The organism is Vibrio pomeroyi (genome assembly GCA_041879425.1).
GTDB classification, from domain to species: domain Bacteria; phylum Pseudomonadota; class Gammaproteobacteria; order Enterobacterales; family Vibrionaceae; genus Vibrio; species Vibrio pomeroyi_A.
In genome coordinates this window covers 338,607-356,708 of record CP090855.1, presented here as the reverse complement: position 1 = coordinate 356,708, position 18,102 = coordinate 338,607, and the positions used below count along the sequence as shown (strand labels likewise).

Below are 18,102 nucleotides of genomic sequence, written 5' to 3'. Positions count from 1 at the left end.
ATTCTTGGTTCAGCCAAGTAAACAACATCGTAAGGCTCTTTAGCGATATCGAGCCTTAATCCGAACTTATGGCTGTTGTTGGCATTGATATAAATAGCTGGATGCTTATTTAGCTAACAACGGCTGCACAGAAAAACGCTTCAAGTCAGACGATTGTAGCGACTTATGGTTATTGAACATGAAATTTAAAAAGCTTAGTAAAACCATTGCTTTGGCACTATTCGCCTTAAATACAACACCGACGCTAGCACAAGACTCACCATTGGTGCCCGTCACGGTAGAAAAAGCGCATACACAGGCTTTTACTTCATCCATTCGCGAAGTTGGCAAGATTAGAGCGACAGATTCTGCCGCGCTTACTTTCAGTGCTTCCGACAAAATTCTTACTATTCATTTCAAAGATGGCGACTCCGTCAAAAAAGGCGAATTGATTGCGCAGCTCGATAACACTAAGGCCAAGGCCGATCTCGATAAGGCACGAAGCTCACTCGCTCTAGCCAAATCGAAGCTGAAACGTGTGCGTGAGTTACTAAAGAAGCAACCTGATTCCATGTCTCAACAAGACGTAGAAGAGCTAAAAGAGCAAGCCAATCTCGCGGCTGCTGATTTTCGTCAGAAAGAAGCGCTGATGAACGACTATTTGTTGGTCGCGCCTTTTGATGGACAGCTCACTAACTTCAGTCACTCGGTAGGGAGCAAAATTGATAGTTCTACGGCACTGGTCAGCTTGATCAAGCTTGATCCTGTTGAGGTGCAATACGCGATTGGCCAGTCTGACTTGGGTAATGCAAAGCTAGGTCAAACCGTATCTATCCAAGTAGATGCTTTTCCGGGCGAATCGTTCGAAGGTGTGGTTGATTATATTGCGCCCGCTGTTGATGAAAGCTCTGGCCGTGTTGAGGTTCATGCACATGTCACGAACCCTGAACACCGTTTAGTTCCGGGTATGTTTGCCAAATTAAGTCAAATGACCAGTGAAGATTCAATGCAAATGGTGGTGTCTCAAAACTCGGTTCAAGCCAAGGACGCTAAACGTTTTGTATGGGTGGTGAATGGCAACAACATCGAACAACGAATTGTAGAGTTGGGAGTTAACACCAATGACGGCTATGTGGTGGTTAAGAAGGGACTTGAGCTAGGCGAAAGCGTCGTAGCTACCGGACAACAGAACCTCAAAGTTGAATCTCTGGTTAAAGTGATGAACCCAAATTCTGAGGTGAAACCTGCTACGCCAACCCAAGAACAGCATCCAATCGAGCCTTCTGTCGATTGGACAAAACAATCGCCAAAAGTAAAAGCTGAACTGCTTGAAGAAGCGAGTGCAGAACTTCCAAATACGACGGGCGAAAAGGCAGAACAAGCCGAAATCAAACCATCGAAGGATTCAAAAAATACCGTAAATTCAGGCAAGGAAGCAACGACCGAGGAGAACGTGAATGAAGCTTCCTGAGATTTGTATTAAACACCCTGTATTTGCATCAGTGCTGAGTATCGCCATTGTGTTGCTTGGCCTGTTGTCATTTCAGAAATTATCGATTCAGTATTTCCCTGACCACAAAACGCCTTCTGCAACGGTAACTGCTGCGATAAATGGAGCGAGTGCTGAGTTTATGTCACGTAACGTGGCAGACAAACTGATCACCGCAGCAACAGGTCTTGATAGCGTTAAGACCATGACTACGGATTGTCAGGAAGGGACGTGTAATCTCAAAATCATCTTTGAAGACGACATCGATGAAGTTGAATACACAAGCCTGATGAACAACCTGCGCAGCAGTGTCGAAGCGATTGGTGATTTTCCGCCGAGTATGACGGATAAGCCAACAGTAACGGATGACTCTTCTGACACCAGCATGCCGAGTAACATCATCACTTTTGTGAATACTGGCAAGATGTCTAAGCAAGAGATGTACGACTACATTAGTCAACAAGTCGTGCCGCAGTTTAAACATATTCAAGGTGTTGGTGGTATTTGGGGGCCGTACGGCGGCAGTGAGAAAGCGGTGCGTGTTTGGTTACAACCCGACCGAATGATGGCGCTCAATATGAGTGCTTCTGATGTAGTCGGCACATTGAGCTCATATAATGCGACGTTTACTGCGGGTACGATTAAAGGCCAGGTAAGAGACTTCTCTATCAACCCAGTCAATCAAGTGACGAGTGTTGATGATGTAAGAGACTTGGTGGTTCGTGTCGATAACGGCAAGATCATTCGAATCGGCGATATTGCTGAAGTCAAAATGGGTGAAGAAAGCCTAACGCCAAGTATTCTCCGTGTAGACGACAACCTAGTGATGTCGATTCAGGTACTGCCACTGAAAAGTGAAAACCCAGTCACGGTCGCTAATAAAGTGAAGAAGCAAATCGATCTGATTCAACCTCAGTTGCCAGAAGGCATTGAGATGAAAATGGTCTATAACCAAGCGGACTTTATCAAAACGGCGATTGATGAAGGCTTCATGACTTTGGTTGAAGCGATTGTTCTCGTTTCTGCTGTTGTGGTTCTGTTCTTGGGCTCTGTTCGTGTGGCTTCGATTCCGATTATCACCATTCCCGTGTGTGTGATTGGCGTGTTCGCCGTGATGCATGTACTTGGTTTTAGCATCAATGTACTGACGATTTTGGCGATCATCCTCGCGATTGGTTTGGTGGTCGACGATGCGATTGTTGTTGCTGAGAACTGTTACCGTCATATCGAAGAGGGTGAGACTCCGTTTAATGCAGCAATTAAAGGGTGTCGAGAGATCGTCTTCCCTGTGATTGCAATGACGCTTACTTTAGCTGTTGTGTATTTACCGATTGGCCTGATGGCGGGTTTAACCGCAGATCTGTTTAGACAATTTGCTTTCACGCTAGCGGCAGCTGTGATTATCTCTGGTTTTGTTGCATTAACGCTCTCGCCAATGATGAGCGCCTATTTGATGAAGCCCGTTTCAACACCAGCTAAGTGGTATCAAAAGGTTGATGCGAAGCTTAACGTTCTGTCTGACGTGTACACCAAGGAACTAGGTAAGTGGTTTGAGCGTAAAGCCCTGATGAGCGGAATTGCCTTGGTTCTAATTGCTTTGTCTGCGTTAGCGGTTTGGAAGATGCCTCAAGTGCTGCTTCCAACGGAAGACACGGGTTTTGTTGAGGTGACGTCAACGCCTCCAACGGGAGTAGGCCGCCAGTACCACCTTGATAACAACGAACAATTGAACAGCGTGTTCAAAGGTGATGAATCGGTTGAAGCTAATTTGTCTTACATCGAAGGCACACCGACCAATCACGTGTTGCTAAAACCATGGGGAGAGCGTGACCAATCTGCAGATGAATTGGTGAATGAGTTTATTGCCAAAGCGCAAAGTTCAGTTTCTGCGTATGGTATGTCTTTCAAGGTTCGCTCAGCGGATAACCTTAACATTGCCACCAATATGATCTTAGAACTAACGACAGTAAACCGCGATACGACAGTGTTGTCTGAAACGGCGAGCAAAGTGGTAGAGGCACTTGATAATTACGAGGGTGTGACCAACATTAAAAACTCGATGTTGCGTGACCAGTTACGCTATGACTTATCGATTGACCGCAATGCGATTGTGTTGTCTGGCGTGGATTACGGCAATGTCACCAATGCCTTATCGACATTCCTTGGTTCAGTGAAAGCCGCGGATTTACAAGCGGATGATGGCTATACATACCCAATCCAAGTTCAGGTAAATCTGAGTGATCTTGGTGATTTCAAGGTATTGGATAAGCTGTATGTGGATTCACAGTCGGGTCAAAGGCTTCCTTTGTCTCAGTTTGTATCGATTAAACAAGTCACATCGGAATCGAACTTCAAGACATTCATGGGTAAAGACAGCGCTGAAATTACGGCTGACTTAATGCCCGGATATACGGCAAGTGATGTGAAAGCGTATATTGATGACACAGTACCAAGCTTATTGAAACCGGCACAAAGCTACGAATTCAACGGCATTGTAAAAGACCTCGTTGATTCAACAGCTGGTGCACAGGTGCTGTTCGTATTGGCGTTGATTTTCATCTTCCTGATTTTGGCGGCGCAGTTTGAAAGCTTCGTAGACCCTATGATCATCTTGCTAACGGTTCCATTGTGTATCGTCGGTGCGATTTTAACGCTGTCGGTATTTGGTCAAAGCCTTAATATCTACTCAAAAATCGGTTTGCTGACTTTGGTTGGCCTTGTCACCAAACACGGTATTTTGCTGGTGGAGTTTGCGAACGAGAAACGTAAGTCTGGTGCCAGTGCACAAGAAGCGGCGATCAGCAGTGCACGTTCAAGATTACGTCCTATCTTGATGACGTCACTCACGATGATCCTCGGTTCACTACCGCTAGCGCTGGCTGATGGTCCGGGTTCATTAGGTCGTATTAATATTGGTTTGGTACTGGTCGGTGGCTTGTCTGTCGGAACTTTCTTCTCATTGTTCTTAGTGCCTGTCGCGTATGTCGGTATGGCGAACCTAAAGCAAATGGATGTGTTGACTCGATTAAGAACGAAACCAGCCTAATCTAGCTAATCGATTACGATTTACGTAATCGAAGGTACAAAAAAGCGCCCACCAATATTATGGTGGGCGCTTTGTTATTTACGATACTAGTCGCTTGAACAAGCTAATCCGAATCGAACCGATTAAAATGAAGCGTACTTATCTAGAATGGAGCAAAGCTGTCAGGCACAACCGTAGGGACAGTCCAACGCTGATGAGCGTCTACCGGTTCCAACCCTGAGTTGTGCTGTGGGATTTGTCCACGGTCGCCATACAACCACAATACGAAGTTAGAGCGCTCACCACTGGTAATTGGTAACGCGGCGTGTGCTACGTTTCCTCGGTGGATCATTGCCATGCCGGGTGTAAATGTCGCCTCATTCATTTTGCCTGTAGCCGGGTCATAAAAGTTGAGTGCAGAGCCTGAAAACGCTTCATCGGGCAGATTCAAATTGATATTGAGCGTGACAGAAGATGCATCAGTATGAAGGCGCAAAGATGTGTCTTTGTTCTCTTGATACTGAATAGAGAATCCAAAAGTTTGCGTATCGTAGCCCATGATTTCTGGGAACAACAAACGTGCAATTGGACGCATGTAACTGTCGAGCAGATCTCGATAAAACGCTTGGAAACTCGGTGCTGCTAAGTAGCCTTCAGATCGGCTGTCCAACATCGCACCACCTCGGTTGAGCACTATGCCATAAGGCGGACGCAACGGGATTTGAGCCTTAGATACTTCTTCTAAGTAACCGCGCAGTCCGGCTAAACGCTCAGGGTCAAAAAATTGGAATTTAAACACACCAGGTGAGACTTCTTCGAGCAAGTCTTGCACTGCAACTTCTTTCGTTGGATCTTGCCACGCCTGTCTAACGGCTTCACGCAGACGAGCGTCCAGTAATGAATCATCGAAATTTAGCTGGCTGCCTTCTGCACTCACTTCCCACTCTTTCCAAGCTTCACTGAACAGACTTTTATTGTTGTCCCAAAACTGTTGCACAGAAGGAGCTCGTTGAAGCATCGCTTCGCGTGTTGGTAAATCGATGGCGCGTGCACGCTCTAGTTGATTAGATAACATAATGTATTCGCTCCTTTTGTTTGCTTGAGTTCAATCTATTACACCAAGGTTTGTAGATAAACGGGGTGTAAAGCAAAACAGAATTAACGTTTTCTATATAATCAACAGGAAATTGAGAAGAAGGGAGGCGAACAAGAAGACTTTACATTGGTGGCTCAAAACAAAATAGCGCATGACTGAAGGAATCAATGCGCTGCTTGAAATAGAGCGGGAGCTGAGCCTGCTGTTCGTTGTATCTGAGACTTAGTTAAGCGTGATTAGTTATGATCAATATTGATCTTCGAGAAACTGACCGAGAATACTTGCCCTGCAAACTCTCTTGAAGGTTTTATTTGAGCGTAAAGACCGGCTTTGAAGTAGTACTCTTCCTCTAACCATGCCTTTGAAAGGGTAACTTTGTTGCCATCGCGGTCTTCTGTTTCGACACCCCAAGGTAAGAATTGCTCTGTTAATTCATCATTAATGAGTGTTGAAAGGTAAATACCCTGGTCATTGAGACGAATTGTGTAATCCCAATCAAGGTTCGCAGGCGCGTAGCCTAAGTTGACACTAAAAGGCTTACAGTCGCTACAAACTTGGTTTCCTGACAAAAAGGAATCATTTAGAACGACACGTACTGGTTTGTTTTCACCATCCCACTGCAATTTCACGAGCGCTTGTTTAATGTCTTTACCATGGATTTGGCCAAGAACCACTTTTGGGTCACTACCCGTTACTTCTTTATCCGGAAATTGATCAACGCTCAGTGTTGCTTTTAATTCATGTGTTCCTGTTACTGCCCAGTTTTGCTCTTTAGTGCTGCAACGATTTTCGGAATCATAGTTGTAGAGCTCACGAAGCTCTGAGCGAACGTATTTAGTGTTTGGTGTTGTAGAAACTTGGCCGCCAAGATCGACTGTAAATTTGAGACGCTCTTCGTCGTTAACTGATTCACGAGAGAACCAAGGTAGATTGGTGCCGTTGGTTAAGTACTCTTTACCATTACATTCTTGGGGGATGAGCTCGGCAGCGCTGCTACGACCATTGTTGTAGTAATCGTCGCCACTGACAGGAAGGGTGATTTTCCATTGCTCTATGTTCCAGTTACAGTCGGTACATGCTGTAAGCTTTGATTGGTCGCTTTTAGCGTTGGCTTCACACCCTGTGAGTAATAAACCGCTAGAAATAAGTGCAGCAATCTTGAAGTATTTTACAGTTTGTTGAGAATTTAGCATAAAAAGTAATTTGTAATACAAAAGGTAGGCGGACTTTAGCGATAAATTACGGGATTTTCATTGGTCCAAGAGTGGTTTTACATTTAGCTGACAGAGCTTTGAGCGATCGATTCCAAAAACACATCTCAATACAATTTTTCTAAGTAATGGAAGTAGGTGCTGGCTCAATGAAGCGAGTATTTGTATAGGTCTTAGTAATGATTTGCTGGACGATCACGCAAATCCTTTTGCATGTTCGATGGGGGAAATCTTTCTTAGAAGTCGTAGTTTAGGTTCATTGAGCTGTAGATCTCGCTGTTGCTTTGGTCTGAGGCGACAGTGGTGTTGTAAATGTATTCGGTATCAAACGTCAGTGCTAAATTGCCCATCAGAATGTTCTTTAGATAGCCCTTTAGGTTGTAGTTTGTGTTCTCTTCACCGTAGGCCATGTTTGCAGTTGCACCCATAGAGAACGTTTCTGTAAGCGTTAGCGAGCCATCAATACTGGCATTAACGATCAGTTCGTAGTTCTCTTTGTTTGGGAGCTCTTCGTCGGAGGATTGTCGTCTACTGATTCGATAACCCGGACCCGCAGAGCCTTGAAGCTTGATTCTTTCGGTATCGTAAAAGTGACGACCCAAACCGGTCGCGGTAATGAATTGCTTACGATAGGTACCATAGTGGTCGTGTTCAAAACGGGTTGTCGCGACTAAGTAAGTCACCTCGTTCAAGTAATAACTAATGCCATAGTTGGTGGTATAGCGATTAGTACCATCTTCATCATTTTCTGCATCGGTATAATAGGTGTCGAACTGGACTCGTTGCCCCCAGTTTTCCTTTTTGTAGCCTACGGATATTCCAGAATTAATAGACAAAGATGAACTGGTGTTTTGAGAGTAGATAAAACCCAATTTGGTTAACGTCGTGAAGGGCGATTCAACTTCTGGTTCCGCCTTTTCTTCCAATATGGCTTCATCTTGTAAGGCTTGTTCTTCTGTAAGTTCAAGTTGCTTTGTAAGCTCTAGTGGTTCCGTAGGTATCGGCTTTTCGGTCGGTACCATTTCTTCAGCGAAAAGTGGCATGGATAAGACCATTATGACCAAAGGTAACGGGTTGAAATGGAGTTTATTTAGAGCTGTGTTTTGTATTGGACATGTTGTTCTTGAGATAGCGTAGGTCGACATAATGGTTAGGTACATAAGTGATTGAACACGACCAACTAACAGTTAGTCGTGATGATTAGTCTGTGTTCGAGTCGAAACATGAACTGAGTTACGACGCGATAGGCAAAGGGGAGAAGATAGTTTTAATCTCAGAGAACCCGTTGCCACGATGAGGGTTGAAATCTTCAATGTGGACAAAGAATTCAAGCATTTCAGAAGGTTTGTCGTCTTCAATCAATAAGAACTCCAGCAAGCCTTTCTCGACATGGCATGAAAGAATGGTCTCATTGAAATGATCAGCCGAAACCTGCTCAACATTGATCACAACGCTTGTCTCAGGTAATACATTGAAAGAGTCCTGAGCGCATTTAATAACGCAACTGCACACATACTCTCGATACAGTGCATTACTTTCAGATAGGGATAGCGTCTCTAGCTTTACTTCGCCTTGGCACAATACCTTTTTCTCTTTAGGGATGACGTTGTGCTTATTCACCTGAATATTGACTTCTAACAGGTGGCCGTTCTTATAGGTATTAAAGTTATGATTGATCAGCTTAGTGTCGACCACTGCGGCGTTCATCGTGTTTTGTTGAGCTTCAGAAAGGGCAGACAGCTTCGCTTGGCTATCGTTATTCAAAACACCTTTCGACAATTGATTGCCTTTCGCCCAGTAGCTGTAGTTCTGTACCCAATGTACAAATTCAGTTTTGTATTGTTCGATATCTTTCTCAGCCGCTCGCTCAATATTGGCAGTGAGAGAATACAATTTAGATTTGTTACCTAGCAGCATGTCGAGCCAGTTGGGTTTGTACTCGTCGAGCGCTTCCATGGCTTTGACTTTATGGTCGAAGCGAACCGTTGGCATTACGGGTGCCGGTTCCATGGCTATCGACTCCCAATTCACTTTTGGTGTAGGAATGGTATGGACGGATTGGATTAAGTGCAGGTGTTGATTGAACAAGGTCACTTCATTGACCGCGTCCTCAAGTTGTTTGGTATTCATCTACATTCCTGTCGACGGTTGCTCTTGTCATTGGGCGTTCATTTTATGGTCAAAGCGCGCGAACAGTATTTAAATGAAGGTGAATGATCTTTCGTGAGGTTGTTTGATATCGGTTTAGGAATATTTGGGGAGGATGAAACTGGTGTTATGAGCAGGAAGTGCGCATTTACACAGAGAACAGGCGTCCTCTGTGTTGGTTATATGCAGTGCTAGATTAAGTCTTACCTTTGGCGTCTGGCGACCAAAGTGAATCGATAATCGTTAGATGTGAAGTAGTTGCGGCTGTATTCAAATACGGTGTTATTGGCTAGGTAACCACGAGTACGTTTTTCAATAATCGGTTGAGCAGGGTCGATTCCTAACTGATGAGCCACATCTTCTGGCGGAAGGATAGGTACCAGTTCTTGCTCACTTCGATCAATCACCATACCTTTGGTATTTTCAATAAAGTCATATTTTGATGTTTGCATCACTTGATAAGTGAGGTCTGGGAACAAAGCAACAGGCAACCAGGTTTCTTCAACCGTAATTGGGTTGTTGTCGATGAAACGGACACGCTTTACGTAGAACACCAATTCGCCTTCTTTGATATCTAAGTGTTCAGACATCGCTAGAGAGCAGGGCTTCATTTCAAAAGCCAGAACCTCACTGTGGGTAACCACATCCAAATGCGCCCACTTTTCCTGAAAGCTAGACTGCTTATAGATGTCGTAATTGATTTTGTTCTCTTTAACGTAAGTGCCGCTGCCTTGCACGCTTTCAAGTTCATCATTTTCGATCAGTAGCTTCAGCGCTTGTCTAACCGTTACGCGGCTGACAGAAAATACTTCGCGTAACTGCGCTTCTGTTGGAAGTGCTTCTCCAACCTTATATTCACCAGAACTGATCTTTTCTCGTATTGCATCTGCGATTTGGCGATACATCGGGAGTCTTGCCATTTTTGCCTCATTTGTGCGCTAGAACAACTAGACTTTGTTTAACAACCTGTACCTTAAATACGTAAATTTGCTCTATATAAGCCTTGCTCTCAAGGTTAGTGTGAGCATCGTATCGGTGTTTTGTAGTACATATAATACAAATTAAACGATACATAACAAGCTTTCTTAAAGGATTTACCAATACGATTTAAATACAAATTAAATACAAATGTGTATTGGTGAGATCGTGATCACGGATTAAATGTCTTGAAGTTGTATTATTCCCATCGTCGACAGGGACGACTGTCGTACTAATCCGTGACTATGGGACAAAGGTTATGAAACTTACTACTCTAACGAATAAGTCGCTCGTAAATCTGCAAACTACGTTTAGCAGTCGAGAAGAAGCGATTTACGCACTTGCTGACCAACTGGATCAGCAAGGCAAACTGCACAACAAGCAAGAGTATCTTGATGCAGTATTTGCTCGTGAAGAGCAAGGCCCGACAGCGCTTGGTGAAGGTCTAGCAGTACCGCACGGCAAGACTGACGCGGTTAAAGAAGCTGGCTTCGCTGTGGCAACACTAAAAGAAGACATGAAATGGAAAGGCCTAGATGAAGACGAAGATGTGAATCTTATCTTCCTAATTGCCATTCCAAATGCAGAGGCGGGTTCTACCCACATGCACCTGCTGACCGAACTGACAACCACGCTGGTTGACGACGATGTGCGTGAAGCTGTATTAAAAGCGACAACCGCTGATGAAATCTTCGCACTTCTTGATGGCGATAATCAGCAAGAAGAAAAACAAGACAACTTAGATACAAATGCACCGACAATTGTATGTGTTACTGCTTGCCCAGCAGGCATCGCTCACACTTATATGGCGGCTGAGTACCTAGAAAAAGCGGGCAAAAAGCTTGGCTACAAGGTTCATGTTGAAAAGCAGGGCGCAAACGGTATTGAAGATCGCTTAACGGCTGAACAACTTAACAATGCTGTAGCGTGTGTTTTTGCTGCTGAAGTCGCGATTAAAGAAGTGGATCGTTTTAACGGAATCCCTCGTGTTGAAACGCCAGTTGCAGAACCGATTAAACACGGTGAACGCATTCTAAATGAAGCGATTGAAGAGTCGAAAAAAGGTAACGGTGCAGAGCGTACAGTCGCTACTGACGACAAACCTAAGAAATTGCCACTGAAAACTGAGCTTAAACAAGCGTTGCTTTCTGGTATTTCTTACGCAGTTCCTCTTATCGTTGCTGGTGGTACTGTTCTTGCGGTTGCTGTTCTTATCGCGCAAATTTTTGACCTGCAAGAGCTTTACGCAACAAAAGATTCTTGGCTATGGATGTATCGCAAATTAGGTGGCGGCCTATTAGGTACATTAATGGTGCCAGTATTGGCAGCTTACACAGCTTACTCATTAGCCGACAAACCGGCACTTGGTCCTGGTTTTGCTGCAGGTATTGCTGCAAACATCATTGGTTCAGGTTTCCTAGGCGGTGTTGTTGGTGGTTTGATTGCTGGTTACGTAATGCGTTGGGTAAAAGAGCATGTTCGCTTGGGTCCTGCGTTCAACGGCTTCCTTACGTTCTACCTTTATCCTGTAATTGGTACTTTGGTGGCAGGTAGCTTGATGCTGTTTGTTATCGGTAAACCTGTCGCGTTCCTAAACCAAGGTCTAACGGACTGGTTGAACGGTATGTCAGGCACTAACGCATTGTTATTGGGTGCGATTCTAGGTCTGTTTGTATCATTCGATTTAGGTGGCCCGGTAAACAAAGCTGCTTACGCATTCTGTTTAGGTGCAATGGCGAACGGTGTTTATGGTCCTTACGCCATCTTTGGCTCAGTAAAAATGGTATCGGCGTTCACTGTAACGGCTTCAACCATGATTGCTCCACGCCTATTCAAAGACTTTGAGATTGAAACCGGTAAATCTACATGGCTACTTGGCCTCGCGGGGATTACTGAAGGTGCAATCCCAATGGCGATTGAAGATCCAATCCGTGTAATCGGTTCATTCTTACTAGGCTCTGTAGTGACAGGTGCAATGGTGGGTGCGGCAGGTATTGGTCTATCAACTCCGGGCGCTGGTATCTTCTCTATCTTCTTGTTACACGATTCAGGTTTGGGCGCATTCTCTGCTGCTGCAATCTGGTTCGGTGCTGCCATTGTCGGCACGGTGATTTCAACCATTACTCTTCTGATGTGGCGTGGTCACGCTGTAAAAAAGGGTAAGTTTGAAGCAAGTACTGCAACACAGAACTAATTGAATTTTGAGCTAACTTATAGCTCGTCATTAAAAACACCATATAAAAAATAACGAACAACTTGGCTGTCCTAAATTCCTGTGCTCCTAACGGTTTTATTCACACAGAATCTGGGCGTGGTTTTCTGCACCCTAAATTTAGTGGCAGCCAATTTTAACCCCTTGAAAAACTTTAATTTAGTCGTATTTGAGTTCGAATTTAAGATCTACTCGAATCGACACATTTAGGTAAATGATTATGACTACATCACGCGTACATATTACTCCACACATGCACTGGGATCGTGAATGGTATTTCACAACAGAAGAGTCTCGTATTCTTCTAGTGAACAACATGGAAGAAATCATGAACCGTCTGGAGAGCGATCCAGAATACAAATACTACGTTCTAGATGGTCAAACCGCCGTTCTAGAAGATTACTTCGCGATCAAACCAGAGAACACAGAACGCGTAAAAGCATTGGTTGAAGCGGGCAAGCTAATTATTGGCCCTTGGTACTCTCAAACCGACACAATGCAAGTTTCTGGTGAGTCAATTGTACGTAACATGATGTATGGCATTCGCGACTGTATGAAATTTGGCGATGCAATGAAGATCGGTTACCTACCAGATTCATTCAGCATGAGCTCTCAGCTGCCGATGATCTACAACGGCTTCGATATCACGCGTGCAATGTTCTGGCGTGGTTGTTCAGAGCGTCACGGCACCAACAAAACAGAATTCTTATGGCAGTCAAACGACGGCAGTGAAGTGACTGCACAAGTGCTTCCACTGGGTTACGCAATTGGTAAATATCTTCCACAAGACGAAGAAGGTCTGCGAGCTCGTCTAGATAAGTACTTCCCAGTGCTAGAAAAGCCATCGGTGACTAAAGATATCTTGCTACCGAACGGCCACGACCAAATGCCGATTCAAAAAGACATCTTTGAAGTAATGGACAAGCTTCGCGAAATCTACCCAGATCGTGAATTCTCAATGAGCCGTTACGAAGAAGTGTTCGAGAAAGTAGAAGCGGCGCGCGACCAACTCGACACAATCAAAGGCGAGTTCAACGACGGTAAATACATGCGTGTTCACCGTACGATCTCTTCTACGCGTATGGACATCAAACTGATCCACGCAGAAATCGAAAACAAGATTGTAAATATCTTAGAACCGCTAACGTCTATCGCTTGGACATTAGGCTTTGAATACCACCACGGTTTGATTGAGAAAATGTGGAAAGAGAGCATGAAGAACCACGCTCATGACTCTATTGGTTGCTGCTGTTCAGACAAGGTACACGCTGAAATCTTAAACCGTTACATCCTTGCGGACGACATGGCGACAAACCTAATTCACTTCTATAAGCGTAAAATCGTTGACCATATGCCGGATCGCGAAGGGTGCGACAAACTGGCGATGTTCAACCTTTCACCGTATGAGCGTGAAGAAGTGGTGAATACAACCATCACTATCCGTGCTCAAGAATTCTCTATCTTTGATGAAAATGAAAACCCAGTTGAATACTTCATCCAAGACAAGCGCCAAATCGACCCAGGTAAAGTAGACCGTCAAATCGTTCACTACGGCAACTACGACCCGTTCATGGAGTTTGATATTCAAATCAAACGCACTGTGCCAGCGATGGGCTTCACCACGTTACACATCCAAGGTAACGAGAAGGGCGCAGTTAAAGTCGCTGAGCAGAAAGACTACTTGCTAGAGAACGAATACTACCGAATCAATGTAAACGACAACGGTACTCTGACTATTTTCGATAAAGAGACAGAGCAAGTGTTCGATCAAGTACTTCGTTTAGAAGACGGTTCTGATGACGGCGATGAGTACGATTACTCTCCATCTCGTCAAGAGTGGTTACTGTACTCAGACGAATTCCCAGTCGAAACATCGATTGATCACCAAGGCTTCCAATCGGTAGCGAACATCGCTTTCCGCATGAACGTGCCTGAAAACCTGGCAGAGCGTGAAGAACGTACGGGTCAAAACGGATTCGTTGAAGCGCAATGCCAAGTGGTATTGAAGCAAGGTTCTCGCCGCATTGAAGTACGCATGGAACTAGACAACCAAGCCGACGACCACCGTGTACGTGTGCTAGTACCAACGCCATTCGTTTCTGAAACTGTGGTTGCAGATAACCAGTTCGGTTGCATTACTCGCCCGACCAACGACCCTGCTATGGCGGTTTGGGAAGAAGAAAAGTGGAAAGAAGCGCCAGTTCCTGTGTATCAATTAATGAACTTTGCAGCGCTAGAAAACGGCAAAGCGGGCATGGCGATCATGTCGAATGGCCTGCGTGAATTTGAAGTGATTGCATCTCAAGGTGACGAAAACAGAGATACCTTCGCACTGACACTCTTCCGTGGTATCGGCGTGTTGGGTAAAGAAGAGCTATTGCTTCGTCCGGGTCGTCCTTCTGGTATCAAGATCCCGACTCCAGATTCACAAGTGCGCGGCAAGTTGGTTTGTGAATTCACACTGTGTGGCTTCTCGGGTAACCACATTGACGCGAACATCATGGCGCAAGCACGTGACAATGTCACTAAAATCGAATGTTACAACAAGATCCCTTACAACGCGATGAAGCTGAATGTGGGCGAACAAAACCTACCGATGAGCTTTAGCTTGCTATCGAAGCAACAAGCAGGTGCGGTATTAAGTGTGCTTAAGAAAGCTGAAGACGAAGATGCGTTGATCATGCGTGTCTACAACCCATCAGAAACGGGTTCAGTATCGGATTCAATCTCTTTCACTCAAGCGGTTTCAAGCTGGAAACAGACGAGCATGGACGAGCGTGTACGCGAAGGTGATGTAGCAACTGAAACCTTTGGCGACTTATCTTTTGGCGAATTAGCATCTTGCCAAGCAAAAACATTCCAAATCAAATTCTAATTTCAATAACCCGCTCACCTTGGTGGGCGGGAATGGTGAACGACAATGAAAATTGTAATTGCCCCTGATTCATTTAAAGAATCACTCGACGCTCATCAAGTTGCGTCTTGCATTGAGCGTGGATTTGCCGATGTTTTCCCTTACGCAGAGTTCGTAAAACTGCCTCTCGCTGATGGTGGTGAAGGTACCGTAGACGTGCTGCTAACCGCGCTTAACGGTAAGAAACAGCTGCTACAAACAACAGACGCACTAGGTCGAGAATGTACGGCTTATTGGGCTTCGTTAGAACAGACTGTTGATGGCGCTAACGTAAAAACTGCCTTAGTGGAATTTGCTCAAGCATCGGGTTTAGACCGATTAACCGTAGAAGAAAGAGCACCGTTAATCGCATCTTCGTTTGGTACAGGGTTATTGATTAAAGGTGCATTAGATCAAGGTGTTGAACAAATCATTATCGGCTTGGGCGGTAGCGCAACCAACGATGCAGGTTCAGGCATTTTACAAGCGTTGGGAGGCAGGTTATTAGACAAGCAAGGCAACGAGTTATCTGGTGGCGGCGCAGAGTTAAGTCAGCTAGCAAGCATCGATCTTGATGGGCTGCACCCGAGATGCAATGAGGTCACGTTCGTTGTCGCATGTGATGTGAATAATCCGTTGTGCGGCGAAAGCGGAGCAAGTGCCGTGTTTGGTCCGCAAAAAGGCGCATCACAAATTCACGTTCAACAACTTGATGCTGCAATTGGGCACTTTGCAGACATTGCTCACGCGCAGACAGGTATTAATCATCGCAACAGCGCGGGCTTTGGTGCTGCTGGTGGTGCGCCGTTAGGACTAAGCCTAGCGTTCAATATCCAAATTAAAGCGGGTATCGAGATGGTACTGGATGCGTTGGATGCGGATAAGGTACTTGAAGGTGCTTCATTGGTCGTGACAGGTGAAGGGCAGATGGATAACCAAACCCTGCAAGGTAAGACTCCATTTGGTATCGCCCAGCGTGCTCAAAAACTGAATATTCCGACCATTGGTATCGCTGGCTCTTTGGGTACAGACGTTGAAAAGCTTTACGACTCAATGTCTAGCCTGTTTGGAACCGTGCGTTCACCTCAGTCCTTAGAACAAGTTTTATCAGAAGCGAGCCAAAATCTGACTCGTAGTGCCCGTAATATCGCTGCCACGCTCAAGCTTGGCGGCCAGATTTTTAATGAGAAGTAATTATGTCTCTATTTAAACTCGACAACGTTATTCAAAACTACGCATGGGGAAGCAAAGACTCCATCAACCAACTGTTTGGTATTGTGAACCCAAACCAAGAACCGCAAGCTGAGATCTGGATGGGTGCTCATCCAAATGGTTGCTCAAAAGTAGGTGATACCGGTGAATCGCTTTCTCACATGATTGATGAAAACAAAATCGATGTCTTAGGCGGGTACACGGCGGCACGTTTCGGTGAATTACCTTTCTTGTTTAAGGTGTTGGCCGCTGAAACACCGTTATCGATTCAGGTTCACCCGAACAAGCGTAAATCTGAATTAGGTTTTGAGCGTGAGAATGCACTCGGCATCCCTTTGAATGCGTCAAATCGTAACTACAAAGATCCAAACCACAAGCCTGAGCTGGTTTATGCATTGACCTTCTACAAAGCGATGAATGGTTTTCGTCCAATCAACGATATTATAGCTTTGTTCGAAGAAGCGGATATTCCTTCGTTAGCGATTGAGCTTAATGTACTAAAAGCCAATGCCGACAGTGATTCTTTGAAGTCTTTTTTTAGCGCCATTATGTCTCTTGAAGGTGACCGCAAAGCGTCTGCGCTTAATGAGCTTTATGCTGCACATGCGCGACCAGCCAAAACGGTCATGGGGCGTGAAGCTCTTCAATACAGCATTGAGTTCAAGCAGCATTATCCAGGTGATATTGGCTTATTTTCGCCATTAATGCTTAACACGGTTGAGCTGGCGCCCGGTGAAGCGATGTTCCTGTTCGCAGAAACCCCACATGCTTATGTTCAAGGTACGGGTTTAGAGATTATGGCAAACTCAGACAATGTGCTGCGTGCCGGTCTCACTCCCAAATATATCGATGTCCCTGAGCTTATCGACAACACAATCTTTGAGCCGATTAAGCCAGAAGATATCCGCCTTAAGCCTGTATTGAAAGAGGGCAAGATGAGCTATCCAATTCCAGTGGATGACTTTGGCTTTGATATCTTGTCTGCGACTGATGAGAGCAAGTCACAGTATCTACGTAGCGCGGAGATCTTGTTTTGTGTGGAAGGAGAGGCGACCATCACTTCAGAAGGACGGTCAGTTTCTCTTAAGCCCGGAGAATCGGTCTTTGTAAGTAGTAATTCAAGTGTTTACCAATATCAAGGGAATGGCATTTTGGCTCGTGCTTTTAACTAGTGCCCCCGTGCTAGCGATCAGCAAAAGAAATGTCAGAGTGCCACTGTAAAGTGGTACTCAATATTGGATTGATGGTTGTTACCTATCTGTCTTTGACAGTCATGATTATTGACCATACCCGCTACTCTGGCGGGTTTTTTCATTATTAGAATGAGCAAATATAAGCTGATAGAAAAGACAAACCCTGCAATTAGAGCAGGGTTTTTATTGAATCAGTATTGAATGACTGGCTAAGCAATATGCGTCATTTTGTTAAGTATAAAGGTTTCAATACAACCTTCAGTCGCAGCCATGTAGTCAGCGATGTGTTGGCTCGCTAAGTGTTTCTCTAGATGAGCTTCAGACTCCCAGTTCTCATGAAAAACAAAGTGAGCAGGGTTACTGTTATCTTGGTGCAGATCGTAGTTAATACAGCCGTCTTCAACACGGGTTTTATCGATCAATTTAATCATCTCTGATTTAACTAGCTCAGTTTTGTCTTCTTTAGAGACGATCGTTGCAATAATAGTCAGTTTACTCATTTTCAATTCCTCGGCTTTAAACTCGATAAGTTCCAGTAATATAGCCATATTTTAGTTTGAAGAAAGAGCTCGGGAATCCAATAACTATGGTTCTTGGCATCCACAATTCAAACTCGAGAGCATAGATCTAGAGCCGAGTAGGTTATGCTAATAAAAAGCCCTCATA

12 protein-coding genes are annotated in these 18,102 nt (G+C 44.8%); 6 read left to right on the top strand and 6 right to left on the bottom strand.

Annotated features, from left to right (window positions below; genetic code table 11):
- Positions 1 to 178: 178 nt before the first annotated feature.
- Both L0992_17625 and L0992_17620 read left to right on the top strand, forming a co-directional pair.
- Positions 179 to 1,450, top strand: coding sequence for an efflux RND transporter periplasmic adaptor subunit (locus tag L0992_17625; protein ID XGB69849.1), 1,272 nt, complete (start codon positions 179 to 181; stop codon positions 1,448 to 1,450).
- A complete protein-coding gene (locus L0992_17620; protein XGB69848.1) occupies positions 1,437 to 4,514 on the top strand; it encodes an efflux RND transporter permease subunit in 3,078 nt (1,025 codons plus the stop codon). The genes L0992_17625 and L0992_17620 overlap by 14 nt, the downstream gene beginning before the upstream one ends.
- Before the next feature lie 142 nt (positions 4,515 to 4,656).
- Here L0992_17620 and L0992_17615 read toward each other — a convergent pair whose 3' ends face one another.
- The 5 genes from L0992_17615 to L0992_17595 all read right to left on the bottom strand — a co-directional run bounded on the left by L0992_17615 (position 4,657) and on the right by L0992_17595 (position 9,868).
- Positions 4,657 to 5,568 carry a 2OG-Fe(II) oxygenase gene (locus L0992_17615; protein ID XGB69847.1) on the bottom strand — a complete coding sequence of 304 codons (912 nt, stop codon included), beginning with the start codon at positions 5,566 to 5,568 and terminating at the stop codon, positions 4,657 to 4,659.
- A gap of 257 nt (positions 5,569 to 5,825) precedes the next feature.
- Positions 5,826 to 6,782: a polysaccharide lyase family 7 protein gene (locus L0992_17610; protein ID XGB69846.1), complete on the bottom strand. Its 957-nt coding sequence runs from the start codon at positions 6,780 to 6,782 to the stop codon at positions 5,826 to 5,828.
- A gap of 254 nt (positions 6,783 to 7,036) precedes the next feature.
- Entirely contained in the window at positions 7,037 to 7,855 is an 819-nt protein-coding gene (locus L0992_17605) for a DUF481 domain-containing protein (GenBank protein XGB69845.1), read from the bottom strand.
- A gap of 178 nt (positions 7,856 to 8,033) precedes the next feature.
- A complete protein-coding gene (locus tag L0992_17600) occupies positions 8,034 to 8,930 on the bottom strand; it encodes a hypothetical protein (protein ID XGB69844.1) in 897 nt (298 codons plus the stop codon).
- Positions 8,931 to 9,151: 221 nt separating this feature from the next.
- Positions 9,152 to 9,868, bottom strand: a complete 717-nt coding sequence (locus tag L0992_17595; GenBank protein ID XGB69843.1) for a GntR family transcriptional regulator — start codon at positions 9,866 to 9,868, stop codon at positions 9,152 to 9,154.
- A gap of 317 nt (positions 9,869 to 10,185) precedes the next feature.
- On the opposite strand from L0992_17595, the gene mngA reads away from it, so the two are divergent.
- The 4 genes from mngA (at position 10,186) to manA (ending at position 17,415) form a co-directional block, all read left to right on the top strand.
- Positions 10,186 to 12,120, top strand: coding sequence for a PTS 2-O-a-mannosyl-D-glycerate transporter subunit IIABC (gene mngA, locus L0992_17590; GenBank protein ID XGB69842.1), 1,935 nt, complete (start codon positions 10,186 to 10,188; stop codon positions 12,118 to 12,120).
- 238 nt (positions 12,121 to 12,358) lie between these two features.
- Positions 12,359 to 15,013, top strand: coding sequence for a mannosylglycerate hydrolase (gene mngB / locus L0992_17585; GenBank protein ID XGB69841.1), 2,655 nt, complete (start codon positions 12,359 to 12,361; stop codon positions 15,011 to 15,013).
- A 45-nt stretch (positions 15,014 to 15,058) separates the two neighbouring features.
- Positions 15,059 to 16,225: a glycerate kinase gene (locus L0992_17580; GenBank protein ID XGB69840.1), complete on the top strand. Its 1,167-nt coding sequence runs from the start codon at positions 15,059 to 15,061 to the stop codon at positions 16,223 to 16,225.
- A 2-nt stretch (positions 16,226 to 16,227) separates the two neighbouring features.
- Positions 16,228 to 17,415 (top strand): mannose-6-phosphate isomerase, class I, encoded by a 1,188-nt coding sequence (gene manA, locus L0992_17575; GenBank protein ID XGB69839.1) that lies wholly within the window; start codon positions 16,228 to 16,230, stop codon positions 17,413 to 17,415.
- A 230-nt stretch (positions 17,416 to 17,645) separates the two neighbouring features.
- Here manA and L0992_17570 read toward each other — a convergent pair whose 3' ends face one another.
- Positions 17,646 to 17,936: an antibiotic biosynthesis monooxygenase gene (locus L0992_17570; GenBank protein ID XGB69838.1), complete on the bottom strand. Its 291-nt coding sequence runs from the start codon at positions 17,934 to 17,936 to the stop codon at positions 17,646 to 17,648.
- Between the last annotated feature and the right edge of the window lie 166 nt (positions 17,937 to 18,102).